This is a genomic window from Streptomyces luteireticuli, assembly GCF_041519305.1.
In the GTDB taxonomy this organism is placed as follows: Bacteria; Actinomycetota; Actinomycetes; order Streptomycetales; family Streptomycetaceae; genus Streptomyces; species Streptomyces luteireticuli.
Map to the genome: position 1 here is coordinate 107,623 of NZ_CP167929.1, position 25,229 is coordinate 132,851.

25 protein-coding genes are annotated in these 25,229 nt (G+C 71.4%); 14 read left to right on the plus strand and 11 right to left on the minus strand.

The genetic code is table 11. The features are described from left to right. Positions 1-10 precede the first annotated feature (10 nt). From AB8735_RS39240 to AB8735_RS39285, 10 genes are all read left to right on the plus strand, one after another. Entirely contained in the window at positions 11-544 is a 534-nt protein-coding gene (locus AB8735_RS39240; protein ID WP_372412689.1) for a phosphoribosyltransferase, read from the plus strand. Beyond that, complete coding sequence (locus tag AB8735_RS39245) at positions 534-1,352, plus strand: class I SAM-dependent methyltransferase (protein WP_372412691.1); 819 nt, start codon at positions 534-536, stop codon at positions 1,350-1,352. Before AB8735_RS39240 ends, AB8735_RS39245 begins: the two co-directional genes overlap by 11 nt. Beyond that, positions 1,349-2,071, plus strand: a complete 723-nt coding sequence (locus AB8735_RS39250) for a thymidylate kinase (protein ID WP_372412692.1) — start codon at positions 1,349-1,351, stop codon at positions 2,069-2,071. The genes AB8735_RS39245 and AB8735_RS39250 overlap by 4 nt, the downstream gene beginning before the upstream one ends. Further along, positions 2,061-3,095, plus strand: coding sequence for a radical SAM protein (locus AB8735_RS39255; RefSeq protein ID WP_372412694.1), 1,035 nt, complete (start codon positions 2,061-2,063; stop codon positions 3,093-3,095). The genes AB8735_RS39250 and AB8735_RS39255 overlap by 11 nt, the downstream gene beginning before the upstream one ends. Next, positions 3,092-4,204: a DegT/DnrJ/EryC1/StrS family aminotransferase gene (locus AB8735_RS39260; protein ID WP_372412695.1), complete on the plus strand. Its 1,113-nt coding sequence runs from the start codon at positions 3,092-3,094 to the stop codon at positions 4,202-4,204. The genes AB8735_RS39255 and AB8735_RS39260 overlap by 4 nt, the downstream gene beginning before the upstream one ends. Positions 4,205-4,292: 88 nt before the next feature. Beyond that, positions 4,293-5,063 (plus strand): dTMP kinase, encoded by a 771-nt coding sequence (locus AB8735_RS39265; RefSeq protein ID WP_372412696.1) that lies wholly within the window; start codon positions 4,293-4,295, stop codon positions 5,061-5,063. Further along, positions 5,060-5,830 (plus strand): HAD family hydrolase, encoded by a 771-nt coding sequence (locus AB8735_RS39270; RefSeq protein WP_372412697.1) that lies wholly within the window; start codon positions 5,060-5,062, stop codon positions 5,828-5,830. The genes AB8735_RS39265 and AB8735_RS39270 overlap by 4 nt, the downstream gene beginning before the upstream one ends. Positions 5,831-5,857: 27 nt before the next feature. Beyond that, positions 5,858-6,826: a phosphoribosylaminoimidazolesuccinocarboxamide synthase gene (locus tag AB8735_RS39275; RefSeq protein WP_372412699.1), complete on the plus strand. Its 969-nt coding sequence runs from the start codon at positions 5,858-5,860 to the stop codon at positions 6,824-6,826. Positions 6,827-6,911: 85 nt separating this feature from the next. Next, entirely contained in the window at positions 6,912-7,574 is a 663-nt protein-coding gene (locus tag AB8735_RS39280) for a PolC-type DNA polymerase III (RefSeq protein ID WP_372412701.1), read from the plus strand. Positions 7,575-7,629: 55 nt separating this feature from the next. Beyond that, positions 7,630-8,262, plus strand: coding sequence for a disulfide bond formation protein DsbA (locus AB8735_RS39285; RefSeq protein ID WP_372412703.1), 633 nt, complete (start codon positions 7,630-7,632; stop codon positions 8,260-8,262). Between the two features lie 152 nt (positions 8,263-8,414). Here AB8735_RS39285 and AB8735_RS39290 read toward each other — a convergent pair whose 3' ends face one another. Further along, complete coding sequence (locus AB8735_RS39290; protein WP_372412705.1) at positions 8,415-8,966, minus strand: NUDIX hydrolase; 552 nt, start codon at positions 8,964-8,966, stop codon at positions 8,415-8,417. Between the two features lie 451 nt (positions 8,967-9,417). Here AB8735_RS39290 and AB8735_RS39295 point away from each other — a divergent pair, with 451 nt between their 5' ends. After that, positions 9,418-9,981 (plus strand): NUDIX hydrolase, encoded by a 564-nt coding sequence (locus AB8735_RS39295; RefSeq protein ID WP_372412707.1) that lies wholly within the window; start codon positions 9,418-9,420, stop codon positions 9,979-9,981. On the opposite strand, the gene AB8735_RS39300 is transcribed toward AB8735_RS39295, so the two are convergent. The 8 genes from AB8735_RS39300 to AB8735_RS39335 all read right to left on the minus strand — a co-directional run bounded on the left by AB8735_RS39300 (position 9,965) and on the right by AB8735_RS39335 (position 20,403). After that, a complete protein-coding gene (locus AB8735_RS39300; RefSeq protein WP_372412709.1) occupies positions 9,965-11,305 on the minus strand; it encodes a hypothetical protein in 1,341 nt (446 codons plus the stop codon). The genes AB8735_RS39295 and AB8735_RS39300 overlap by 17 nt on opposite strands. A 23-nt stretch (positions 11,306-11,328) precedes the next feature. Beyond that, positions 11,329-12,147 carry an inositol monophosphatase gene (locus AB8735_RS39305; protein WP_372412711.1) on the minus strand — a complete coding sequence of 273 codons (819 nt, stop codon included), beginning with the start codon at positions 12,145-12,147 and terminating at the stop codon, positions 11,329-11,331. Then, positions 12,144-13,175, minus strand: coding sequence for a BadF/BadG/BcrA/BcrD ATPase family protein (locus AB8735_RS39310; RefSeq protein ID WP_372412713.1), 1,032 nt, complete (start codon positions 13,173-13,175; stop codon positions 12,144-12,146). Before AB8735_RS39310 ends, AB8735_RS39305 begins: the two co-directional genes overlap by 4 nt. Beyond that, a complete protein-coding gene (locus AB8735_RS39315) occupies positions 13,172-14,305 on the minus strand; it encodes a 3-dehydroquinate synthase (protein WP_372412715.1) in 1,134 nt (377 codons plus the stop codon). The genes AB8735_RS39310 and AB8735_RS39315 overlap by 4 nt, the downstream gene beginning before the upstream one ends. Then, the gene (locus tag AB8735_RS39320; RefSeq protein WP_372412717.1) at positions 14,302-16,188 is read right to left on the minus strand and encodes a thiamine pyrophosphate-dependent enzyme; all 1,887 of its coding nucleotides are present in this window, start codon (positions 16,186-16,188) and stop codon (positions 14,302-14,304) included. Before AB8735_RS39320 ends, AB8735_RS39315 begins: the two co-directional genes overlap by 4 nt. A gap of 33 nt (positions 16,189-16,221) precedes the next feature. Further along, positions 16,222-17,763, minus strand: a complete 1,542-nt coding sequence (locus AB8735_RS39325) for an amino acid adenylation domain-containing protein (protein ID WP_372412719.1) — start codon at positions 17,761-17,763, stop codon at positions 16,222-16,224. Further along, positions 17,760-18,782: a sugar phosphate nucleotidyltransferase gene (locus tag AB8735_RS39330; RefSeq protein ID WP_372412721.1), complete on the minus strand. Its 1,023-nt coding sequence runs from the start codon at positions 18,780-18,782 to the stop codon at positions 17,760-17,762. The genes AB8735_RS39325 and AB8735_RS39330 overlap by 4 nt, the downstream gene beginning before the upstream one ends. 76 nt (positions 18,783-18,858) lie before the next feature. Then, positions 18,859-20,403 carry a condensation domain-containing protein gene (locus tag AB8735_RS39335; RefSeq protein WP_372412723.1) on the minus strand — a complete coding sequence of 515 codons (1,545 nt, stop codon included), beginning with the start codon at positions 20,401-20,403 and terminating at the stop codon, positions 18,859-18,861. A gap of 395 nt (positions 20,404-20,798) precedes the next feature. Here AB8735_RS39335 and AB8735_RS39340 point away from each other — a divergent pair, with 395 nt between their 5' ends. Then, positions 20,799-22,031, plus strand: coding sequence for a helix-turn-helix domain-containing protein (locus AB8735_RS39340; protein WP_372412725.1), 1,233 nt, complete (start codon positions 20,799-20,801; stop codon positions 22,029-22,031). Here AB8735_RS39340 and AB8735_RS39345 read toward each other — a convergent pair. Both AB8735_RS39345 and AB8735_RS39350 read right to left on the minus strand, forming a co-directional pair. Beyond that, positions 22,012-23,031, minus strand: a complete 1,020-nt coding sequence (locus AB8735_RS39345; protein ID WP_372412727.1) for a phosphotransferase enzyme family protein — start codon at positions 23,029-23,031, stop codon at positions 22,012-22,014. The two genes, AB8735_RS39340 and AB8735_RS39345, sit on opposite strands and share 20 nt — an antisense overlap. Positions 23,032-23,076: 45 nt before the next feature. Continuing rightward, positions 23,077-23,229: a hypothetical protein gene (locus tag AB8735_RS39350; protein WP_372412729.1), complete on the minus strand. Its 153-nt coding sequence runs from the start codon at positions 23,227-23,229 to the stop codon at positions 23,077-23,079. A 292-nt stretch (positions 23,230-23,521) separates the two neighbouring features. On the opposite strand from AB8735_RS39350, the gene AB8735_RS39355 reads away from it, so the two are divergent. Together AB8735_RS39355 and AB8735_RS39360 are read left to right on the plus strand one after the other, a co-directional pair. Further along, positions 23,522-24,166, plus strand: a complete 645-nt coding sequence (locus tag AB8735_RS39355) for a hypothetical protein (protein WP_372412731.1) — start codon at positions 23,522-23,524, stop codon at positions 24,164-24,166. A 453-nt stretch (positions 24,167-24,619) separates the two neighbouring features. Next, complete coding sequence (locus tag AB8735_RS39360) at positions 24,620-24,913, plus strand: hypothetical protein (protein WP_372412733.1); 294 nt, start codon at positions 24,620-24,622, stop codon at positions 24,911-24,913. Positions 24,914-25,229: the final 316 nt, after the last annotated feature.

A 25,229-nucleotide genomic window follows, 5' to 3' on the forward strand; every position in this document is an offset into this window, starting at 1 on the left:
GGTGGAGCAGATGGCCACGCCGCCGACGTCGTCGACATTCGTGGAGGGTGACCGGCCCGGCCCTCTGTACCTGACGTGGGACGACATCGCCGCCGCGACGAGGACCCTTGCCGAACAGGCGGTGGCTGCAGGAGCGCCGCAGGCCGTGGTGGGCATCGTGCGCGGCGGCATGATCCCGGCCGTGTGGATCGCCCACCGGCTCGGTATCCACGATGTGCGGGCCGTCGAGGTCACCCACACCACCAGCGACGGCGTCAACGCCGCCAAGACCACGCTCCCGACCGCCCGGAACCCCGCCTCGCTCGGCGACCTCACGGGCTTGGACGTGCTGCTCGTCGACGACATCGCCGGCAGCGGCGCAACCCTCGCCCACACCGCCCGGATGATCCGCGACCTCCATCCCATCCGGGTGCGCACCGCCGTCCTGGCCGTGAACCGGGCCAACTGGACGCAGGGAGCGGATCCCCGCCGCTGTATCGACTACATCGCATCGCTGACGGACACCTGGGTCGTCTTCCCCTGGGAGGGACAGCATGAGCGCTGAACAGGACGAGCAGTACCGCACGAGGCCGGGCACCCCGATGATCGGCCCCTACAGCACCAACCAGATGGACGACTTCTACGCCGCGCTCGCCCGCGGGGAGGCGAAGCCGTCCGGCGTGATGAACCTGATGCAGCACCTGATCGTCGCCGAGCGGTGCGCGGACGGCGCGAACGTGCTCGACGTGTGCTGCGGCCGCGGCCTGGCCCTGCCTCTCCTGCACCGGTACGCGCCGAACATCGTCCGCTACGTCGGCCTCGACATCAGCCCGGACAACCTCGCCGAAGCCCGCATCAGGCTCACTAGCCTGCGCAGGGAGTACGGCAGCCCGTTCCCCGTCGACTTCGTCGAGTGCGATGTCGCCGCGCCCTGGCCGCAGTTGCCGCCGTTCGATCTCGCGCTCTACACCTCGGCGCTCGAGCACCTGCCGTACGACCTCGGCGTGAAGAGCCTCGCCGCCACGGCAGCCGCGCTCACCCCCGGCGGAGTCCTGTACCTGTCCACGCCGCAGGCATTCGGTCCGCCGCCGCGCCCGCTGCAGTACCGGGTCCACGTGTACGAGTGGTCACGCGAGGAGGTCACGAAGACGGTCGAGGCCGCGGGCCTGGTCGTGGAGGACGTGATGGGACTGCTGCCGCCCGGGCCGGAGCAGGTGGCCGCCGAGCTGACCCAGCGGTACGGAGCCGGTGCGGTCGGCTGGTACCGGGATCTGGCTGCCCGGGTGCCGAAGGCGCTGCTGGATGCGGTCTCGGCTGTCGCCGTGCCCGGCCAGGCGACCGAGCTGCTGTTCGTGTGCCGGAGGCCGTCATGACCACCATCACGGTTCCCGGGCCGCGCCGCACCGGGGAGGGACGCAGCCGGCCGTTGTGGGTGAGCGTGGAGGGCATCAACGGGGTCGGGAAGACCACCGCTGTCTGTGCGGCGGCCGCGTCCCTCGGCTCGCGGTGTCTGCGGCTGGGCGAGCTGACCGACCAGGCCGCCGACACCCTGCCCGGGCGGGTGATCGCCGCCCTTGCCTCGGGCGGGGACGTCTGCCTGCGGACCGGGCACCCGGTCGTGGAGACGCTGGCGCTGCTGGCGCTGAAGTTCCGTGAGGTGGAGCGCCTCACCCCCGAGCTGCTGGACGGCGTCGATGTGATCGTCGAGGACCGTGGCGTGGACAGCGTGGCCGTGTGCCAGGGGGCGATCCTGCACGCCGAGCACCGGGCCACGCCCGTCCGGACGGTGGCGGAACAGATCCTGGCCACCGCCCGCCAGTGGCGGGCGATGCCGGACGCCACCCTCCTGTTGACCGGCGCCCTCGAGGTCTGCGTGGCCCGGTTCGCCGCCCGGATCGGCCGCACCCTGCCGGCGAGCGCTCTGGAGGTGATCGAGCAGACCGACCAGCTCTACCGGGAGCTGGCCACCGCCGAGCCGGACCGGTTCACCGTGATCGACGTGACCGGTTACGGCCCGCAGGAGACCGGCAAGGCCGTCGAGGCCGCCGTCCGCGCCCTGGTGGCGCACCGGGAGGTCGACCGTGCATCGTGACATCACCCTGCTGTGGGCCCTGCGCTCCCCTTGCAGTTTCGGCTGCCCGCACTGCTACTTCGGGGAGGTGCAGGAGCACAAGCAGGCCCTCCCCGAGGGCCCGGGACTGCTGTCCCACATCCCCGTACGCGACCTCGACCGCACCGTCATGGAGGCGTTCGCGCGGACCCTGGCCGGCTCGCCGGTCGAACGGGTCATTCTCGCCGGCGGCGAGCCGCTGGACTGGCTGCCCACCCTCAGCCTGATCAAGACGATCAAGGAAGCTGGGTGCGAGGTCGTCATCGCGACCAACGGCGTTCCCCTCACCCGGCCCGGCATTGCCCGCCGGCTCGTCGAGCTCGGTGCGGACGGGGTCTCGGTGTCCTTGGACAGCGCGGACGCGGCCACCAACGACCGGCTGCGGCCGTCCCGTTCCGGCCGGGTCGGCCACCGCGAGGTTCTGGCCGGCATCCGCACCCTGCTGAGCGAACGGGGCTCCGGGCCGGGGCCTCGCGTCGGCATCTACACCGTGGTCATGCGCGACCGGCCCCAGGAGATCACCGACGTCGCCCGGCTCGCCTCCGACATCGGTGTCGACTACTACGTCCCGCAGCCCATCTCCCTGCCCCCCGGCCACAAGCTGTTCGCCGAGCGGTGCCACACCCCCGAGGACGTCGCCGCGGTCGAAGACCAACTGTGCCGCCTCCAGGAGGACCCCCGCGGGCTCACCCTCCCCGGCCCCGCCTACATGCGGCAGTTCCTCGCCTCGATCGCCACCCAGGACAGCGGCCGGGTCGCGGACTGCTTCGGCGGGGCGCAGTTGTTCTTCATCCAGCCCGACGGCTCGCTGTGGGACTGCCCGTCCGACCGGCGGATCGCCGCCACCGCCCCCTCCGAGCAGCGCACCATGATCGGCGCCGATGCGCGGACCTTGTTCGACGGGCGTCCGGCGTGCACGGACTGCTCCCACTTCTCCAGGGACTGCGTGAACATGGGCCCGCTCGTGCTCGGCATGCCCCGACTCCTCGCGCGGGAGGCAACGTGACCGGCTTGCCACCGCTCCCCGCGACGAAGGGCCTCGGCGAGGGCATGGCGGCCGCGCTGGCCGGCATGCCCGACCCCGCCGGTGCCGAGTTCGCCGCCCGGTTCGAGCACGACCTGACGCAGGCGTTCACCAGCCGGCACGCGGTCGCGGTGTCCTCCGGCACGATGGCGCTGCACGCCGCGTTGTCCGCGGTCGGTGTCGGACCCGGCGACGAGGTCTTGGTGCCGGCCCTTACCGTCATCATGACCGTCGCCCCGGTCGTCCAGCTCGGCGCCACCCCAGTGTTCATCGACAGCAACCCCGACACCCTCGACCTGGAATACGCCGACGCCGCCGCCAAGGTCACAGCCCGGACCAAGGCGATCATCCCGGTGCACCTGTGGGGCAGGATGGGCGACCCTGCCAGCCTGCGGGCCTTCGCCGCCAAGTGGGGGCTCACCATCGTCGAGGACGCAGCCCAGGCCGCGGGGACGTCGCGCGCCGGCGTTCCGGCCGGCGCGGGCGGCGCGGCCGGATGCTTCAGCATGAAGGACGGCAAGATCCTCTGGAGCGGTGAGGGCGGCTTCATCCTGACCGCCGACCCCGCTCTCGCCGCCCACGCCCGGGCCCTCCGCAACCACTGGATGACGCCCCCGCCCGGCAGCCGCCCCCAGGAACGGATCGCGCTCAACGGGCGCCTGGCCGAACCACTCGCGGCGCTCGCCCAGGCCAACCTGCGCCGGTTCCCGGCCCTGCTGGAGCGCCGCCGCGCCCAGGCCGCCTACCTGCTCCGGGCCCTGGCCAGCGCCCGCGGCCTCACACTCCTGAAGCCGGCGACGGACGAGACGTGGAACCACTACGCCCCGCTCCTGCACATCAACCTGCCCAACCCCCGGGCGTTCGCCGAACACCTCGCCCAGCAGGGAGTGCCGAACTCCACCGGCAGCTTCAGGCTCGTGCCATGCGACACCCGGCCCATGTTCACCAGAGCGGACTGGACGCCGTGCCGCGGTGCCGCCCAGATCCTCAACCGCACCCTCGCCCTCGTCCTGACCGAACGCGACTGCGAAAAGGAACTCGACCGCTACGCCGCCGTCATCGCCCGGGAGGCCGCCGCATGGACCACGTGACCCACGCCCCGGAGCCCGCGCCGACCACCCCGACCGGAACACTCCTTCCGGCGGCCTCCCGTCCTCGCCCGCGAACGGATGGTGTCGCATGACGATCACTCCGGTACGTCATACCTGCACCCGCGGACCGCTGATCTCCACCGAGGGCATCAACGGAGTCGGCAAGACCTACCTCACCAACCGCGCCGTCGACCCCCTCGACGACAAGCCGCTGATGCTCGACGAGTTCTCCGAGTGGGCGAACGGACGCCCGGGCCTGGGCGGAGCCCTGCTGCGCGCGCTGTACGAGGCCAGCGCAGGGGATCCGTTCCTGCGCGGCGGCACACCGATGGCCGAGGCCCTGCTCCTGATGGCCGTCAAGCGGCATGACCTGGACACCGTGATCCCCCCGCTGTCCAGCGGGCGTGCCGTCATCGAGGGCCGCAGCGTCGACTCCACGGCGGTGTGCCAGGCACTGCAGCTCCACCCCGGCGACCCGGACGCCGCCCTCGCCACGGCCCTCGAACTCCTGGCGCTGGCAGCCTCCTTCCGGCCGCTGCCGGACCTCACGATCCTCGTCACCGACGACTCCGCCAAGGCCGTCGAACGCGCGCAGCACCGCGACCACTGCGTCTTCACCAGCGAGCAGGCCGCGTTCATGCGCGAGGCGTGCGCACTCTACGAACAGCTCGCCGCCACCGACCCGGCCCGCTACCGGGTCCTGGACCGACGCCGCATCGGCGAACACCAGGCGGCCGAACAGATCCGCGCGTGGATCCACGACGCCAGCACCAACCTGTGCTGTCTGTACGAGCCATGGCAGGGCCCGGAAGCCCGGTGCATGTGCTGCGGCAAGCCCGTGGACCCGGTGACGGCATGACCCAGGCCACCCACCCTGCGATCTGCCCGGCACCAACCCCGGCGAGGAAGTGCGCGCCCGCGATCCCCGACGGCATCAAGGCCCTGATCCTCGACTTCGACGGAACCCTCGCCGACACGGCAGACAGCCACGAGCAGGCGCTGCGCGCAGCACTGCACCCGTACGACGTCGGCCTGGACCACAACTGGTATCGCCACCACGTCGGCCTGTCCATCCACGACCTGCTCAACGCCCTGCCCGGCGGCCGGCCGCTGCCCCACGACGAGATCATCCGCACCAGCCGCACCCACCTGCTGGCCACCATGCACAGCATCAAGCCGATCCCGTGCGTCGTCGCACTGCTGAGCGCGGCTCGGCACGCCGGTCTGCCCTGCGCCGTGGCATCGGGCGCCAGCGGACACCTCGTCCATCCCGGAATCGACGCGCTGCGCCTGACGCACGAGTTCGCCGCCGCCGTCGCACGGGAGGACGTCGCGCACGGCAAGCCAGCGCCAGACCTGTTCCTCACGGCCGCCCGGCGTCTCGGCGTCCCGCCGGAGGGCTGCCTCGCCGTCGACGACGCCCCCGACGGCGTCACCGCCGCCCGCGCAGCCGGCATGCACGTGATCACGGTGGTCGACGGCCACCTGGCCCCCGCCGACGAAGGAGCGCCCGCGGCACGCTCCTTCCCGGGCGTTCTGGCGCCGGCGCCGAGCAGCACGGCGGTCACACCGGACGACGCCGTGCCGGACATCACGGCACCACGATCAGCAGATTCCGCCAGGTGACGGCGTGAGCCGTCGGACCAGGGGAGCATGATGCCCGTCCTCCACTCGACCAAGAACCTCAAGGTCATCGACCCGCCCACGGCGACGCGGGAAGGTGTCGGAATCTTCGAGTACACCGACCACTTCACGGTGTTCCACTACGGCAGGATGCCCGACCAGATCCCCGGGAAGGGCGAGGCCACCTGTCGCATGGCCGCCTTCAACTTCACGCTGCTGGAGGAGGCGGGAGTGCGCACCCACTTCCGCCGGTTCCTCGCCCCGAACCGGATCGAGTTCGACCTCGCGCGCGTCCCCGCCCCGGCTGCCGGCCCGCTGGCCCCGGACGCCGGCAGCTACCTCGTTCCGGTGCAGGTCCTCTTCCGCAACGAGCTCCCTCCAGGCAGCTCCGTTCACCGCCGCCTCGCCACCGGTGCCCTGACGCCGGCCGAGGTCGGGCTCACCGGCATCCCCGCGGCCGGCGAGACGTTGGAGCAGCCGCTCGTCGAGTACGCGACGACGCGGGAGGACACCAACCGGTTCATCAGCCGGTCCGAGGCCCAGCGCCTCGCAGGTCTGAACGACGAGCAGTTTCAGGCAATGCGCGACATCGCCCTCACGGTCAACCAGGTGCTGACCGAACGCGCACGCGGGCTCGGGCTGAGCCACTGCGACGGCAAGGTCGAATTCTTCGTGGCCGGCGACGCGGGCCTGGTGCTCGCCGACAGCCCCGGCACGCCCGACGAGAGCCGCCTGATGTTCAACGGCGTGCACTGCGGCAAGCAAGTCCTCCGCGACTGGTACGTCAACAACGGGCTCGAGATGCCCGTCAACCGGCTGATCGCCGAGGGCGTGCCCAGGAGCCAGTGGCCGCAGCCCGCACCGCTCCCGCCCGGGTTCCTGCCGGTGATGTCGGACCTGTACCGGTCCCTGAGCGAGACCTGGACCGGCGAGCGCCACTGGAACGCGCCCGGCCTGCAGGCCGCCACCCAGGCCGTCGCCGGCCTCATCAGCCGGTGACGGCACACCACGGCGACCCGCGCTCGGGCATGCTCTTCCCGGCGCGGGCCGACAGCCCCACGGAACCGACGAGGACGGTGGACACATGGGCGGCTTGACCGAGGACCCGGACTTCCTGGCGACAACGTTCGTGGTCATCGACTTCGAGACGACCACCCCCGCGGGCTACCCGGCCCAGCCCATCGAGGTGGCCGCTCTCGCGCTCCGCTACGAGGCAGGCGCGTGGAAGGAGACCGGCCGGAGCCAATCCCTGATCCGGCCGCCCACTTTCGCCCCGGTGACACCAGCGGACACAGCACAGACTGGCCTGACCCCCGAGCAGCTCCAGCAGGCCCCCAGCCCCGCCGAGGCGCTGGGGGCGCTGGACCGGCGACTTACGGCCGGCACCCCGTACCTGCTGGTGGCTCAGCACGCGGCCACCGAGGCAGGCGTCATCCACAACCAGGCGGAGCACTGCCCGACGCTGGCCCGCACCGACTTCCTCGACACGATCCCCCTGGCCAAGCACCTCATCCCGGGACTCCCGAACTACAAACTCGACACGCTGCTGGCGCACTTCGGCATCCAGCAGCCGGCGGACCGGCACCGGGCCTACGCCGACGTCGACGTCACCGCGCAGGTGCTCCTCCGGCTCATCAGCGCCGCGAACGAGAACGCTGGACTCGGCGACCTCGCGGCTCTGGTGAAGATCGCGGGGCGTACGGCCAAGCTCAACATGCCCACCCAAACCGGGCTCTTCGACATCTAGCCGCCGGACAGGACACCCACCTGCACGACCGACCGAGAGGACGGTGCTGGATCCGGTGATCAAGCAACAGCCGGAGCTCGACGAGGTCCCCTTCTGGTTCGACCCGCTCTGCCCCTGGGCCTGGATCACCTCGCGCTGGATCCTGGAAGTCGAGCGCGTCCGGCCGGTGCGAGCGGACTGGCGAATCATGTCACTGGCCTACCTCAACCTCGAACAACGCGAAGGCAAGGGCCTCAGCGACGACTACCGCGCACTGATGGAGAAGGCATGGGGCTCAGTGCGGGTCTGCGCGGCAGCCGCCGAACACGCCGGCCGCGACGTCCTCGGCCCGCTGTACACCGCCATCGGCACCCGGCTCCACAACCAGAAGCGACGCGAAGATCCCACCGTGATCCCCGAGGCACTCACCGAGACGGGCCTTCCCCTCTCGCTGGCATCGGCCGCTACGAGCACAGAGTTCGATCAGCTCATCAGGAACTCGCACAACGAGGCGTTCAACGAAGTCGGCCTCGAGGTCGGGACGCCCGTTCTCCGCGTCGGCAGCACGGCTCTGTTCGGACCCGTACTCAGGAAAGCGCCTTGCGGTGAGGCCGCCGGGCAGCTCTGGGACGGGCTGGTCATGGTCGCCGCGACGGATGGCTTCTTCGAGCTGAAGCGAAGCCGGGACGGCCGACCATCCTTCGAATGAGCGAACCCACAACGCGGCCGACCGCAGCTGAGGGAACGGCTGCCGAGGTTCCCGCAGTCGGGCCGACAGGAAGGCGTGCCACGAAGCGGGAGTAGCGACAGCTGCGCACCGTGCCCGCGCGTCGGTTCGACTGAGGGCCTTGGCCGGTAGATCTACACCGGCGCGCTGACAGCCCGGGCGATGCGCCGCCCGACAAGGCGCTCGGCCAGGGCCACCGGATACCAACCGGCCCCGGTCACCTCGGACTCCTGAATGCGCCCGACCTCGGCATGGGCCGTCTTGAAGGCGTATCCGATGTCGAGATGGTAGTGCTCCGGCTCATCTTTCTCCGGCCGGGCCGGCACCCTGCCGTACTCGATATAGGCGGGAGCCGACGAGATGGAGAAGACCTTGCTGGAGTCGATGCCGGTTTCCTCCGTCAACTCGCGTACTGCAGCGTCGATCAGCGTGGTGTCGGTCGGCTCGAGATGCCCGCCCGGCTGCAGGGTGATCCCGTACGCGAGGTGTTCGATGAGCAGAATCTCGGTGCCGTCGCGGACGAGGAGCGCGCCAACGGTCACGTGCATCGGGAAGCTCCGCCGGGAGGCGAAGTCCCGGCCTTGAGCCAGGAGCCGTAGCGGCTCGGACAACTGCTCGAACTCTTCCGGGTAGTGCTCAAGGTAGGCGGCAAGCGTGCCCGAGATATCCGCATCACTGATCGCCACAGGTCACCCCCACGCCAGCCTGAGGACAAGGCTCTTCGTGACCGACTGCCCGGGTGCGAGCAACGAGCGCTAACACAGTCAGCTCCATAGGACGCGAGTGGCGTATGAGGGAGTTCGCACTCTACAAGTGGGCTGAGACGGGGCGCGAGTATCGGCCGACGTTCACCCTCCAGGCTGCTGTGGGCTCCGGGACAGAAGCAGACGGGCGGCGGGGGACAATCGGCCCACATGCTTCGGCGGGCAGGTGGAGGGAACCCGGGGCGGGTCTGCGGTGCCTGGCGCGATGCGCTCCGCAGGCGTCCGGGTGACCTGTAGTAACCCTTGATCTGCCGACGGTGGTGACAGCACCTGCTGGGCCCCGATGACGCAGTGAGGCCCCGCGTCAATCCGACAGTCTATGGATCAAGGCATGTTGGCCGGCAGCCCCCGGCCGCCCTTCGGGACGCCTAGTATGCGGATCGTGACTGAGAAGCGTAGCGAGCTGGAATGGGTGCTGCGGGCTGAACGCTCAGAGCCGGCGGGCTACTTGAAGGTGAGTTGTCGCACGTACGCCCAGCCTGATGGCCGGGAGTCGGACTGGGACATTCTCAACGGTCCGCGGACGGTTGCGGTGGTTGCGCTGACGGACGACGGCCAGGGCGTGCTGGTCAAGCAGTTTCGGCCGGGTCCGGGCAAGGTGCTGGCGGAGCTCCCTGGTGGCCTCGTAGAGGCTGGTGAGCAGGTTGAGCAGGCTGCGGCGCGTGAGCTGCTGGAGGAGACCGGGTATCAGGCGGGTTCGCTCGAGGTGGTGATGCAGACCTATCTCGCTGCGTACGCCACGCACGTACGCCATGCAGTGCTGGCGCGCGGGTGCCGCAAGGTTGCCGAGGCGCAGCCGGATGCGGAGGAGTTCGTCGAGCCGTTCACGCTTCCGGTGGACGAGTACGTGGCCCATATCCTCGGCGGTCAGCTGACCGACGCGGATATGGCCCTGGCGGGGCTGGTGGCTGCGGGGTTGCTCAAGCAGACGGGGTGACGGCTCCGAGGGCGGTGGTGATCTGTTCGGCGACGGGCAGCGGGGCTTCGATGTAGAGGCGGGTGCCGGGTTCGGTACCCGAGGCGCGCACGGCGATACGGCCGTGCGCGCCGTCGTCGTAGATGGCCAGTTCCTGGGAGAGTTCGCTGTTCCAGCCGGGCAGGAACTGGGGCAGGGCGGTGAGAACGTCGGGCAGCGGGACCGGGGTGGTGTGGACGAGCTGGGCGTGCGGGTAGCGGGTGCGCACCTCGGTGACGGCGTCGTCCAGTTCGGCGAGGGTGGGGAAGGCACGCAGGAGGAAGGCGAGGGCGGCGAGGCTGTCCCGCTCGAAGTAGTCGTTCGCGTTTCTCGCGTGGACCAGGGCGCCGTTGGGTTCGAGACCGAGCGCGGGAGCGGGGTCGGTGTGCCAGGCGGCGACGATGTGCTTGAACCCGACCGGTGTCTCGGTGACACGGAGCCCTGGCCGGGCGTACTCGGCGGCGCGTACGGCCATGCGCGGGGCGACGAGCGTGGTGATGAGGCGCTCTACCGGCAGTCCTGAGTGGAGGAGTGCGGCTGCCTGTTCGGGACTGCCGATGTAGCCGGAGCGGTGGGTGAAGAGGACGAGCCGGTCCCCGTCGCCGTCGGTCAGCGCCAGGAGCGTGCGGTGGGGGTGGCGGGCGCGGGACAGGAGCGCACGCGCGGTGGTCTTGGCGTGCGTGCGCGGGACGGGGTCGGGGGTGTGGCCGGCGAAGAACGGCAAGGGACGGGCCCGCACCACGGTGAGGGCGGGCAAGTGGGGGGCGAGCGCGCCGACGGCGCCGTGGGCGGCGTCGAGCAGGACGTCGCCGTCGAAGCGGTCTGCGGCTGCGCACAGGCCGGCGCCGACGCTGCCGGCGTAGGGGGCGAGGGCGTCGATGGCCGGGTGGTCGTGGTGCGGGAGCTGTCCCGGGTCAACCCAGCGCTGCTCTGAGGGTTGGGGCCACTGGATGCCGTGGCCGGTGTGGTTGCGGAGTTTGATGCCGATGTAGCCGGGCGGGTTGTGGCTGGCCGTGACGATCACGGCGGCGCTCAGGTCGGTTCGGGTGTGGACGAGGTGGCCGAGGGCGGGGGTGGGAGCCGGGCTGGTGGCCAGGTGGCAGGTGATGCCGCGGGTGGTGAGCAGGTCGGCGGCGAGGTGGGCGAGTTCGCGGGCCCCGGCCCGGCCGTCGTAGCCGATCAGAACGCTGTTGCCCAGGGCCTGTTGGGTGGCGCAGTGGTCAAGGGCGGCGAGCAGGTGCGGTTCGGCCCAGGCCGGGCCGGGCAGGCCGCGCCAGCCGTCGGTGGTGGCGGCGATCGAGCGCATCACGGGCTCCTCACGGGATCAGATCAGGGGTGGGCGGGGCGCAGCAGCACGTTGAGGTCGGGGTCCGCCGTGGTGGTGGCGAGCCAGCCGTGGAGCCGGGTGGGCCGGGTGCTGGCCAGGTCGTGTCCGTGGTGGTCGTGGACGGTGGCGCCGGAGGCGTGGAGGGCCAGGGCGGCGGCCGGGTAGTCCCAGGGGGCGGCGGCTCCGCTTCCGGCGGGGAGGTAGGCGGCGGCGGGGGCGCGGCGGAGGGCGACGAGGGTCATCTTGGCGGTGGCGGTGGGCACGCCGACGATGGGGCGGTGGGGCAGGAGCTGAGTGGCGAGGCGGGTGTGGCGGGGGCTGGTCAGCACGGTGTCCGGCCGGTAGGCGGGCAGGCGGTCGGGGTCGCCGGTGATGGTGAGCGTGGTGGGTGTGGCGGCGATGCGCAGGTCGTAGGCGGGCAGGTCGATGAGGCCCTGGACGGGGCGGCCGGCGTGGATGAGGCAGATGGCGATCGCGTAGAAGGGGCTGCCGTCCAGCAGGGGTGCGGTGCCGTCCAGCGGGTCGACGAGGAGGCAGTGGTCCGGCACGGCGTGCAGGGTTGTCGTGCCTTCTTCAGCGATCACGGGCAGGCCGGGCCAGTCGCGGCCGAGGGCTGTGGTGAGGGTGTCCTGCAAGCGGATGTCGAGGGCGGTGACCGGTTCGCGGCCGCCGTGGATGTTGCGCTTGGTCCAGGGCGTGGCCGGGTGGCGCAGGAAGTGGTCGATCTGCTGGCGGCAGGTGGCCAGCGCTGCGTCCAGGGCGTCGGCGAGGGCCAGGTCGGCGCCGTTGGCCGGTGCTGGCGTGGGCTCCGGGGAGTTCATGGCGTCCCCGTCGCGGTGCTCGGCGGCCGGGCGGCTTCGGTACGGGGCGGCGGGTCGGCGTGTGCGGGCAGGGCTCGGGTCAGCGCCTTGAGCTTGTGGGGGTCCTGCCAGATGGCGCGCAGCCGCAGCAGGGCCGCGGCGTGATCGTCGGCGGTGTGCTGGCGGACGGCGCCCGGGGGGAGATGCTGGTGGAGAAGGTCGAGGAAGTGCGTGCGCAGGGTGGGGGTCGCGGTGAGCAGCGAGCCGGACAGGACAAGCGTGTAGCTGTGTGCGGTGGTCCCGGTCGCGCGGCACACGGCCCGTGCCCCGGTGAGGAGTTCGCGGGCGGAGCCTTGGACCAGCTGTGCGGCGAGGGCGTCGCCGTCGGCGGCGGCTTCCAGGACGTGCTGGGCGAATGACGCCACGAATGGCTTGGGGTCTGGGGCGTCGTAGACGGTGGTGAACAGGTCCTCGCTCAGGCCGTGGCTGGGGGTGGTGGGGCACCAGCGGCGGGCTGCGGTGGTGAGGGCGGTGGCCGGGCCCCGGCCGTCGAGTGCCTGTACGGCTGCGCGGAGCCCGGCGGTTGCCAGGTCGTGAGCTCCTCCCTCGTCGGACAGGAGCCACTCCAGGCCCGAGGCGCGTGCCCACTGATGGCCGTTGCGGGCGGCGAATCCGGTCCCGGTCCCGGCGATGACCGCGCACACCGGCCCGTCGTCGTCCAGCAGCAGAGGGGTGATGTCGTTCGTGACGAACACGGGAGCCGTCGGCAGTCCGGCCGCGGTCGCGGCGCGGCGGATGAGCGCGGCGAAGTGGGCGGCGGTACGGGTGGTGGAAGCGGCGCCGTGGGCCGCGATGATGCCGCACGGGCCGATGGCGCGGTCGATGCGCAGGACGTGCAGGAGCTCGGTCAGGGTGGAGGAGGCGTGGTCCTCGCCGACGGAGCGGGGGTTGGTGGAGGGGCCGGCGGCAGCGGGGCTAGTGGCGGGGTGGGTGGTTGCCCAGGTGCGGCTGCCGCCGCCTTCGATCAGGATCCAGGGCCGGCCGGTCATGGCCGGGCCGCCAGGTCGGAGAGGGCTTTGTCGAAGGAGGGCCGGTCGATGTCGTCGGTGATGGTGCAGTGGCCAGGCTGGTGCGGGACGACGAGATGGAGCGGGCCGCCGCGGATCCGGCGCACGGTGGCCATCTGGTCCCAGACCGCGTCCCGCAGCATTTCGGGGATGACGGTGGGCAGCTGGTAGGCGGTCAGCAGATCGAGGATGCGCTGCAGGGCGGAGCGGGTGGTGCGGCCGGTGAGGTACGCATGCTGGGCGGCGGCCGCGGTGCCGGCGGCGACGGCTTCGCCGTGCAGGACCCGGTAGCCGGTCGCGGACTCGTAGGGGTGGCCGATGCAGTGCCCGAGGTTCAACAGCCGCCGCAGATCCCCCTGTTCGTACGGGTCCGGGGCGAGCAGGCGCAGTTTCGCAGCGATGGCGGATGCGGTGATCGCGGTGAGCTGCTCGACGGTGGGCAGGCGGCCGGCACCGTCCTCCAGGACGGTGAAGAGGGCTGGATCGGTGATGAGGGCGACCTTGATGACCTCGGCGAGTCCGTTGCGGACCTGCCGCGCGGACAGCGTCCGGGTGAGCGCGGGGTCGATGAAGACCGCGGCCGGCTGGTGGAAGGCGCCCAGCAGGTTCTTCGCGAGTCCGAGGTCGACGCCGCCCTTGCCGCCGACCGCGGCGTCCACCTGGGCCAGGACGGTGGTGGGCAGCAGCGCGTAGGGGACGCCGCGCATGTAGAGCGCGGCCGCGGCGGTGACCAGGTCGCAGACCATGCCGCCCCCCACGCCGAGCAGCAGCGTCCGCCGCGCCGCGCCGTGCTGGGCCAGGAAGCGGATCACCTCTCGTAAGCGGGCGGGGGACTTGCTGCTCTCCCCGGCCGGGATCGCCATCACCTGGAAGGGCAGCCCCGTGCCGGTGGCGGCCGCGGTGACGGCGCCGAGGTGGTGCTCGGCGGCACCGGTGTCGACCAGCAGCAGCAGGCCGGGCGAGCCGAGCTGCTGGACGAGTTCACCGAGCAGGCCGGGCAGTTGCGTGGTCAGCTGCTCACCGATGTGGATGCGGTAGGTGTCGGTGCGGCGGGCGGTCACGGTGAAGCCGCCCTCGATCGCATCGCGGACGATAAGGCCGGAGGCATTCACGCGTACTCCTTGGTGATCCGCTCGACGAGGGCGTCGGTGGTCAGACCGGCCACCTCGTACAGCGCGTCCTGCGGCCACCCGGCCATCCCGTAGCCGTCGACGCCAAGACACACCGCATCTCGGGGAAGCAGCGCGCCCAGGACCTGGGTGGGGGCGTTGTGGATGCTGGCCGCGCGCGCGCCGGGCGGGATGAACGCGGCGCGGCGCTCGGCCGGCAGCGCGGCGAAGCGGGTGGGACTGAAGACCTCGACCACCCGGGCGCGCCGGCCTGCTGCGCGCAGTCGGCCGACGGCTTCACAGGCGCGCTCGCGCAGCGCACCCGCGGTGAGGATGACCAGCTCCGGGTCGTCGGTGTCGGCCAGGATCCACGCGCCGTCGTGCAGCGGCCGGGTGGCCAGGTCGGTGAGGGCGTGGCGGACAGGGGCGGCTTCGTGCGGCAGCCGCAGGTACGCCGCACGGCCGCTGCACAGCGCCTCGATGGCCAGGACTTTGGCGGTGTTGATGTCGGCGGCCTCGAAGATCTCCAGGCCGCCGATGGCGCGCAGGGCGCTCAGGCAGCCGTCGGACTGCACCATCGGGCCGAGCGGATCGGCGAGCCCGCCGGAGGTGCCCACCAGCACAACGGGCAGGCCCGGGTAGGCGATCGACTCGCGGATCTGGTCGAGCATGCGCCAGTAGAAGCCCTCCATGGAAAACAGCACCGGCAGCAGCCCGCCGGCCGCGGCGCCGGCCGCCAGGGAGGCGGCGTCCTGCTCGGCGATCGCGCACTGCAGCACGTCGGCGTCCGCGGCATCCCACCGCCAGGAGCCCACCGCGTTCATCCGCTGCAGCAGGCCGGAGTTGCGGATGGCGTCGGGGGCCATCCACAGCAGCGGCAGACCGGACAGCTCCTCGGCCAGTTCACCGCCGAGCGCCTTCTTGGCCACGACCGACTCCCCCACCGCGTGCCCGCGCACCCGCGCCAGCAGCCCGCCCCGCTCCAGCCTCCGGGGCACCGGCGCGCCCGGGGCGCTGGCGGTTCCGCGGCGACGCGGGCGGGCGTGGGGGTGGTGCCGGTCGATGACGGCCAGGGCGTCCTCGATCAGTGCCCCGGTGTCCCACTCGGGGAGGTATTCGACGGCGACGTCGGCGCTGAGGGTGTTGCTGCCTTCCACCTGCGCGGCCAGGCCCCGGCCCTTGACGGTGTGCAAGATGATCGCGGTCGGCCCGTCGCGCCGGGCACGCAGGTGCTCGGCGACGGCGGTGATGTCGTGCCCGTCGACGTCCACGGTGTGCCATCCGAAGCCGCGCCAGCGCGATGCCCACTGCTGGCGGGGCAGTTCGATCACGCTGCCCGAGCCGTTGGCATCCACCAGCGCCACCAGATTGCGCAGGCCCAGGCGGGCGGCGGTCATCGCCGCCTCCCACACCTGCCCTTCGGTGCACTCGCCGTCGCCCAGCATCACGAACGTGCACGCCCTACGGCCCAGGCGGCGGTCGGCCAGCGCCATCCCGGCGCCGAAAGACAGGCCTTGTCCCAGCGCGCCGCTCGACATCTCCATGCCGGGTGCTGCCCCGCGCACGGGCATCCGCGGCACCCGGTGCCCGATCTGCCCGAAGCCGGCCACTTCCTGCCAGGAGCCGACGGGGATCGCGCCCAGCATCCACAGGGCGCCGTACCAGGGGGCGGCGGCGTGGCCCTTGGAGTAGATCAGCCGGTCCTGCCCGAAGCTGTCCCCGCCGCCCAGGGTGGTGGCGCCGGAGAAGTACAGGGCCGTGATCGCCTCCACGGCCGAAGAGGCGCCGCCAGGATGTTTGTTGGCGGCGAAGACGAAGGCCCGCAGACCCCTCGCGATCGTCTCCAGCTCTCGCCGGCTGAGCGCGCGGGCAGGGGTGGTGGTCATGGTGGGGACTCCCTTCGATCGGGGATGTCACGGTCAGGAACTGGGCGGGAAAGGCTTGTTGGCCAGGCGGGAGCGGTCGAGCTTGCCGCTGGTGGCCGTCTGCGGCAGCGCGCTGACCGCGATCAGGTGCGCGGGAACGGCGGCGGCGGGGAGATGGTCGAGCAGAGCGCGGCGCAGACCACGGGGGACCTCGGCGCGGCCGGGGGCGAGGACCAGGCGGGCGGTCAGACGGGGCGGGTCGCCGTCGCGGCCCTGCTCGGCGGTCACGGCGGCCTGGTCGATGCCCACTTGGGCCTCCAGCACCGCTTCGACGGCCCGCAGGTGCAGGCGCACCCCGTAGATCTTGACCTGGTCGTCCGTGCGCCCGAGGAAGTGCAGCAGTCCGCCGGCGTCCATCCGGCCGAGGTCTCCCGTGCGGTAGACCACCTCACCGCCCGGCCCGAAGGAGAAGCGCGCGGCCTCCGACGGGGTGGCGCCGAGGTAGCCACTGGTGCCGTACACGGTCCGCAGCACGATCTCCCCGACCTCGCCGACGGGCGCTGGGGCACCGGGTGCTTGTTCGACCCACACCTGGCTGCCGGGGATCGCCCGGCCCAGCGGCTGGATACCGGGCACCGGGTGCGTGACCGTGTGCCAGCAGCGCACCAGCGTGGTCTCCGTCGGCCCGTACAGGTTGATGACCGCCCCCCTGTAGTCCAGCTGCGCGCGCAACCGCTCGACCAGGGTGTTGTTCAGCGGCTCACCGCTGAACAACACCGTCCGCAGCCCCTCCAGCCGTACGGTCTCGCGCGTGGCGTGGAGCCAGGCCCGGGCGACGGTCGGCACCACGGGCAGCAGCGTCACGCGGTTCGCCTGCAGCCACGGCAGCACCCGGGCCGGCGGCAGGCTGCCCGGTGGCGGCAGACACAAGGTGGCGCCCGAGACCAGCGGCAGGAACACCTCGCGCAGGCTCACGTCGAAGCCGGGACTCGCCAGGTGCGGCATCCGGTCGCCGGGACCAACCGCCAGGGCGGAGCGCATCCAGGACAGGAAATGAGCGAGGCTGCGGTGCCGGCCCAGGACCGCCTTCGGCACCCCGGTGCTGCCCGAAGTGAAGAAGACATACCCCGGCTCCTCCGCCCCCGGCGGCGACATCCGCACACCCCTGCCGGCACCGTCGGGCAGACCTCCGCGGGGAACCCGCAGGCACGGCACCGCCGGGTACCCGGCGGCCGACATGTCGTCGAGGGCCAGGACGACGGCCGCGCCGGCGCGGCCGAGCACCTGCTGCCGGAAGGCCAGAGGCAGGGCAGGGTCGACGGGGAAGAGCACGCACCGCCGGGCCAGCACCGCCACCCAGGCAGCAACCAACCGGAAGTCGCGCGGCCCGGTCACGGCCACCACCTGACCCGCCCCCAGGCCCGCGCGCTCCAACTCGGTGGTCAAAGCCCCCACAGAATCGGCCAGTTGCCGGTAGCTCCACGTGCGCTCCCCCTGGACCACGGCCGGAGCGTCGGGGGTGGCCGAGCTCCAGCAGGCGATCTGCTCCGGCACGCCCGGCCAGCAACGCCCGGACAGCACCTCGCTGCCGCTCACGACCGGGCCCCGTACGGCGCGTACTTCAGCAACACCTCAAGTGCCCGCCCCGGATCACCGATGATCTCCTCACCCACCCGGGCCCCGCGGGGGACCTCGGCGCCGGGCAGGAGCAGCGCTCCCTCCACCTCGGCACCGCCGCCCACCTCGGCGTCCGCGCCGATGACGCACACCCCCGTGACCCGGGCATCGGCCCCGATCCGGGCGCCCGGCCCGATCAGCACCTGCGCCCCGATACAGGCGCCGTCTTCGATCACAGGCGCGGGCCCGGGCACCGGCGAGGCGGCCACCGGCGTCTGCCCGAGCGCGGCCTCCTGGTTGGCCGTCAGGAGCTTGTGCCCGATTCCGATGTCCCGCAGATAAACCGGGCCGGTATCGAACAAGCCGAGCGGCCGCCCCGGAGCGGGAAGACGCGGAAGGACGTCACTGGAGAAGTCGGTCATACCCTCGTCGGGAATGCTCTCCAGCACGGCCGGGTCGACCACCCACGCCCCCGTCGATCCCGCGCACACCCCCGATGCGCCACAGGGCTTGAACGCATACGCCGCCGCATGCCCGGGCCGCTGCGGGTCGGGCAGGAGCACATCGCCGCCCCACTGCGCGGCCCGCCGCAGCGCAGCCGCCACGGTCACCGCCGGACGGTGGCACCGATGATGCTCGAGCAGAGCAGTCAGGCGGACGGAGGAAATGATGTCGGCCGGGACGACGAGCGCCGGGTCCCCGTCGAAGAACGCCGCCTGCAGGCGCAGCGCCCCGCCTGTACCCGCCGGGGCATGTTCGGCAAGCCACCGAATCGGCGTACCAGCGGCCGTCCGCTGCCCGAACCCTTGCTCAAACAAGTCGAGCTCGGCAGCGGGGACGATCACGCCGATCCCGTCCACGTCTGCGGTGTCCAGGTGATCCAGGACCCAGGCGAGAACCGGCCGGTTGGCCACCGGCGCAAAGGGCTTCGGCAGAACGGGCGTCAGCCGCCGCAGACGACTGCCACGCCCGCCGGCCAGGACCACAGCCTTCATCATCGCGTCCTTCCTCCCACGATCCCCGAACAGCCCGGCGCCCCTCCGGGGAGCGCTGGCCGTCAGGGCGGGGCAGTCTTCAATCGGCGAGCCGGATTCGTGCAGCGGGGTCCGCGGCAGCGTTCTGCAGCACCTGCCCGAACCCTTCGATCAAGGCGGAGGCCTCGTTTTTCTGGAGCAGATCGGTGCGGTAGGTCAGTGCCCCGGCCAGTCCCCGGCCGGCCGGGGACAGTCCCACGCTCACGTGCCGCCGGGCACTGGGCACCGGCGCCACCGGGGCGGCACGCAGCCGAACCCCTTCCACGTACGGCAGGTCTGTCAGCGTGGGGATGGTGTTGAGGGAGAACTTCACGTTCACCGCATCCGGCACCCCGAGGTCGAAGAGCGTCTTCTCCAGGTGCAGCTCGCGGTGGGCATCGACCGACCGCCAGGCCGCCCGGACCTGCTCGACCAGCTCGAATGCGCTGGTCGCCTCGTCCAGGCGGGAGCGGGTGAAGCGGCCGTTGACGAAGAAGCCCACCACCTCCTCCAGGCCAGGGAGCGTCCTGTTGGCCGTGGCGCTGCCGACCAAAACGTCGTCGACGCCCGCCCACCGGCCGACCGCCAGATGGAACAGCGCCAGCAACACCTCGAACACAGACGCCTCCACTGACTTCGCCACCGCGCGCAACGCCTCCGCCACGGGGCCGGGAACCTCCACCGGCAGCCGGGCGGCCGGCCCGGCTGCCGGTAGGGGCTGCGGCATGACGGGGAGCGGAACGCCTTCGGCCCGGTATTCGGCCACCAACTGGCGCCAGAACCGCAGATGCTCCTCGAAGCGGGGGCCGACCAGATGCTCGCGCTGCCAGCGGCTGTAGTCCGTGTACGCCAGCCGCGGCCCGCCCCCGACACCCGCGTCTGCGTAGAGGGCGGCGATGTCGCGGAGCAGCAGTCCCCAGGACCAGGGGTCCATGACCATCTGATGTGCGGCCAGGACCAGCCGGCGCTCGTCGGCCGGCCCGATCAGGCCCATGCGCACGAGCGGGCCGTCCAGGGAGATCGCGTCGGCTGCCCAGTCATCCACGGCCTGCGCCGCCAACTGTGCGGACACGGCAGTCTGCTGGAGGACAGGACCAGTACCGGAGGCGACCTGCGCGCTGCCGTCATGACCCTGGACGATGCGGGCGCTGAGCATGGGGTGCCGCGAATCGAGAGCTCCCACCGCGTCGCGCAGCCGCCCGGTGTCCACGCTGCTCGGGAGGATCACCGCGTAGGCGCCCTGGTAGCGGTGGGCCCCGCCGACATGGCCGATCACCCGCAGCAGTCCCTCCTGCTGGAAGGACAGCGGATGCTCCCCCGACCGCGGTTGCACACTGACGGGAGTCCTCCCGGCGGCCGGCGCCGAGACCAACGCGGCGACGGCATCGTCCAGACAGGGGTGCGCGTACAGCCAGTCCAGCGGGACCACCAGCCTGGTTGCCTGGGCCACCTCGGTGCTCACCGCTAGCGCAGCGAGCGAGTCGCCGCCGCACGCGAAGAAGTCCGCGCCCGGCCCCGGCGCTGCGCCCAGCGCCTTCTCCCAGATCTGTCGCACCAGTTCCGCGACGGCGGCCGGGACTGGCATCGGTATGAAGGACTCGTCCATCACAGGTCCTTTCTCCTCGGACCTCGACCACGCAGGTGTCACCACGTGGACGCTGGAACACACGAGCATCGAACGCCCGGGGAAGTTCCCCGCAACGACGCGCAGCACCGCCAGACCCCGGTGTGCCTCATCAGGACTGCGCGCGGCCGGAAAGCACGTTCACTGACGTATTGGCCACGTGCCGAGGGCTTCCTACGCTCTTGCCCCGTGCCGACCATCGTGGACCCCCACCACCGCCATGACCAGGCACGCGCTGTCTGCACTTGTCCGCAGCTGCGCTCCCGCTCGCTGGAACCCGAACTCCTACGAAGGCGCAGGTCACCGGAATGTGTCACGGCCCGCGCTGTCCGCGCACCCATGCGGACACGGCACGATCACATCGCCCGGAGGAAACGATGCCGGAAACCGGCGAACACACCTTCGCCACCCAACTGCGCCAACTCCGAGGCGAGATGACACTGCGCGAACTCGCCCGTCGAGCAAACTGCAGCAAAAGCACTATCTGGGACCTCGAGCACGAACGCCGCGCTCCCACACCCCAGATCGCCCAAGGCCTGGACAACGCCCTCGGTGCCGACGGCAAACTGGTGCTGCTGGCCCACGCCCACCAACAACGCCTGAGCGAGGAGACAACCACGCCCCACGACGGCGTCGCTGTCCTCCTGCGGGAATGGGATGACGTGCTGCGAAGGGACTTCTGCAAGAACAGCGCCGGTGCCCTCAGCGCCACCATGGTCGCGAACCTCGGCATCGGGACCGCGAGCGCCAACAGCCGGGAACTGATGGACGCCCACCGGGCCCTGCGCGCCGCACACGGCCGCCTGGACAACCTCCGCGGAGCATCCTCCGTCTACGCCCAAGCCGTCACCCACCACCAGCAAGTGCTCACCTGGCACGCCACCGCCCGCAATCTGGACGAACGGAAGGCGATCGCCGGCCTAGCCTCCGACACCGGAGGATTCGTCGGCTTCCTCTCCTGGGACCTCGGCATGCCCGCAGCCGCCGCCACGCACTACCGCGACGCCGCCAGCTACGCCCACCAGTCCGGCGACCTGTCCTCCGCCGCCAACCTGATCGGCCAGATGAGCCGTGTCCTCTTCGGACTCGGACACCACCGCCGCGCCCTCAACCTCTCGGACGGCGCCCTGGAACTGGCCGCCACCAAGGCGCACCCTGCTGTCCGGTCCTGGCTGCACGCAGTCCGGGCCCACCACCACGCCGGCCTCGGCCACGTCCGTGCGTCACAAGCCGACCTCAGCACCGCGTGGAACCTCCTCTCACGCGCCGACGATGGAGAGAAGCCCCCCTACATCGGGTACCTCGACGAGGCAGAGATCGGAAAGTGGACGGGTCACGCCATGAGCCAGCTCGGCCGCGCCACACCGTCCTGTCTGGACACAGGCCGAAGCGCACTGGACGAAGCTCGCGCCACCTGGCCGAGCTCCAGCGTCCGCGGATCCGCCGAGATCCTCACCGTCAGCGCCCGCATCTACGCAGCGGGCGGCCATCGAGACGAAGCCGAGGCCTTGGCGTCCCGGGCCGTAGCCATCGCCACAGCCACGGGATCAGCTCGGAACCTCCGCGCGGCCCTGGCCGCTCAAGCGAAGATCACGGTTGGAAATCCCTAGGTACAGGGCAGGAGGAACGGAACAGGTCGAGTTGCTCGGCCTTGTGCCTGGCGGGGCCCGTGGAAGCCCGCAGCCCGAGTGGGTCGGTGGTCTGCCCGCGACGGCTGACCCACCACGAGCCCACCACAGCCGCCTGGTGGGTGTAGTCAGGGTTGCCGTAGATGATGCCCAGACGGGCGGTCTCCTCGTTGAGGAGCAGCGCGAAACCCTCCAGGGCAGCGGTCTCGATGGCGCTCAGGCGGCGGACCTGCTGGTAGCCGTGCAGGAGGTCGGCCGCGCGGCCCTTGTCGAACCGGGCGACCGGTTCGTTGCCGTGGATATGGAAGCACCCCGTAGTCAGCAGCTTCGCCAGGTCGAACACCGGCGGGGCGTTCATGATCTTGTCGAAGTCGATGAAGCCGAAGCCGCCGTCGGAACTGGTGACGACGTTGCCCCAGTGCATGTCACCGTGGATGGGCTGCCGGGGCAGCGTCGAGTTGCTCTGCAGGAGCAGGTCCACGCGGTCGCGCCACAGGCGGCGTGCCACGTGCCACGAGGGGCGTCCGAAGTCGGATGGGTCGACGGGAGCGCGCTCGAAGGACAGCTCGCGATCGGTGAAGTCGTGGTCGCCCGCCAGGCGCGCGAAGGCCTGGTGGAGCCGGGCGATGCTCTGCCCGAGGCTGATGAGATCTCCCCGGCTGGCACCGCCCTTGCCGAGCCACGTGCACACCTGGACCGTCCAGGTACGGCCCTCGTGCTCCATCGTCGCCACAGCCGAGGTCTCGGGGCACTCGACGTCCGTGACGCTGTCGACGAGCGCGGCGATGCGCCGGACCAGCGGCTCGGGCTTCGGCGTGAGGCGCAGTGCGACCTCGGGCAGCGCGTTCGCGCGATAGCCGCGCCACACCGTGGCCATGGTCGCCCCCGGCGCCGCAGCGAACCGGTACCCGGCGCTGTCCCACTGGTTGCTCACCGCATGGAGAGCAGCTGTGAGGATGGCGTCGCGCTCCTCGACCGTCACTGTTTCTCCCAGCGGGGCGTTTTTGCACGAGCCCGCGAATCGTGACTAGAAATGCCGTGCCAGGGCGGGCCAGAAGGCCAGACCCTCCGCTGGCCACGAGACGAGCACTCCCTGCGCGCGGCGCCGGACCGGGATGTCCTGCAGGTGCTGCGGCGGGGCGAGCGTCAGCGTGACCGGATAGACAATCCATGCTGCCATGACCGCAAGATCAACCGCAGACGGTCCGCTCGGGCTCATCCGCCATGTGCCGCATCCGCAGCCGTACGAATGGACGGAGGGGTATCGGCTCCTGGGCAGGACCCCACGGGATCAAGAGGAACCCCTGGTCGAACCTCAAACGGTGGCAGTCTCAAGCCTTTTCAAAGGTGCGGCCAAGGCCCGGTAGAACGCGGCGGCCGCAGGGGAAGGCAGCAGGGCAGTGGAGATACCTTCGGCACTCCACTACGCACACTACGGGGGCCCTGTGAAAGCTCGTCAAGCGCAGGCGGCCGTGGCCGCGGCACTGATCGTGCTGTCCCTGGCCGGCTGCTCCGGCCGGTCATCGCAAGATGCCAAGAACACCGCCAGCCCGGCGCAGGGGCTACGCGGCCCGGACGCTGGCGACGCTGCCGCTGGCTCCATCCCAGCGGGCCCGGGGCCGCAGAAGAAGTACGCGGTGCAGCAGCAAGCCTCGGCCGGTTCCTGCCACTACCGCTACACCCCGGACAAGCAGCCGTTGCCGGACCCTCGTTGCACCCCGGGAGCCCTAAATCCGGACGTCACGCAGGCGACCTTGAAGCAGACGATCTGCCGCCCGACCGGGTACACCAAGGGCATCCGCCCGCCGGTCAGCATCACGGCGCCGGAGAAGGCCGCCAGCGCGCGGGCGTACGGCTACACCGGTGACCTTCATGATGCGGAGTACGACCATCTGGTGAGCCTGGAGCTCGGCGGCGACCCGAACGACGCGCGCAACCTGTGGGTCGAGCCGCCGTCGCCGGGCCACAAGGCTGGCGCCGGGCCGAACAACCCGAAGGACGCTGTCGAATCGCAGCTGCACACCGTGGTGTGCTCGGGCAAGGCCCAGCTCCGAGACGCCCAGCAGGCGATCGCCACCGACTGGACCACCGCCCTGGCCAAGCTGAAGCTCAAGTAGCCGACCAGCTCCTCCGGCCGCCCGGTCCACGCCTGAGGGGCCGGCCCCCTGGCCGTGGCCCGGCTGTAGGTGAGGAGAGGCCAGAGTGCCGTCACCAGGGGCGCCTGTGCCCTTGACGCCCCCGCGCTGCCTGATGAGGGTGTCCGCATGGCAGTGGAGCTCTGGACGCTCGAGCTGGTGCCACAGCTTCACACCGGCAGGAGAATGACGGGAAGGCGGGGAGCGGATGAACCCGCGGCGGCCGCACAACCGACGGAGCGCAGATGACTGTCCACGAAGGAGGCTTCGTCGCCGCGACCGGCGACGCGCTGGCCCCCGCGTCGCCGGCTGAGGCGCATGCGCGTGATACCGAGGTACGCGCGGCGTATGCCGGCATGATGCTCGCCCGTACGTTCGTCAACGGCCCGGCTGGCCCTGCCGCCGGAGGTACTTGCGCCGTGGGAGCGGGCGCAGATGGTGCAGGCCGTCTCCCTCGTCCTGGAGGGGGCCGAGGGCATCCCGCCCTCCGCGGTCGACGAGGCCGGGCAGCGGACCGTCACCGGATTCTGCGTCCGTGCTGCCGACGAGCCGGGCCGGATCCGCGTCTACTGGCTCGGTCCGCGCGGCAGCGGCACCGCTCGGGAGGAAGGAGAGCGGCTGGCCGCGTGCGCTGAGGCCCTGCGGCGGGCGGGGTGGGACTCCTTGCTCTATCGGGGGCCTCGTGGGCTGCGCTTTCTCGAGGTCGAGCCGGTGCGGCCCAGCGGGTGAGCTCGCGGCCGTGCACAGGACTGGCTGATGACGCCGTTGCGACGCCATGGACATCTGGTGTTGGTTCGCGACCAGCGACGGCATGAGCTCGTGATCCACTCTTGACAGATTCATGACGCCCCCAGCTATCGTTCGGCAACGAAGCGTGACGGACTGACCGTGGGTGTCCGTCGCTGCGCGCACCGGGGAAGGCCAACACGTGCAGCAGCATCCACCTGGCGGGTGCCCTGTCCTGTCCCAAGCAGGGGCCTCGACAGGGTCGTTCAGTCTGTGCCTCGTGTTCCTCGAGCGATGGCCGCCAGGCTCGCGTGTGACG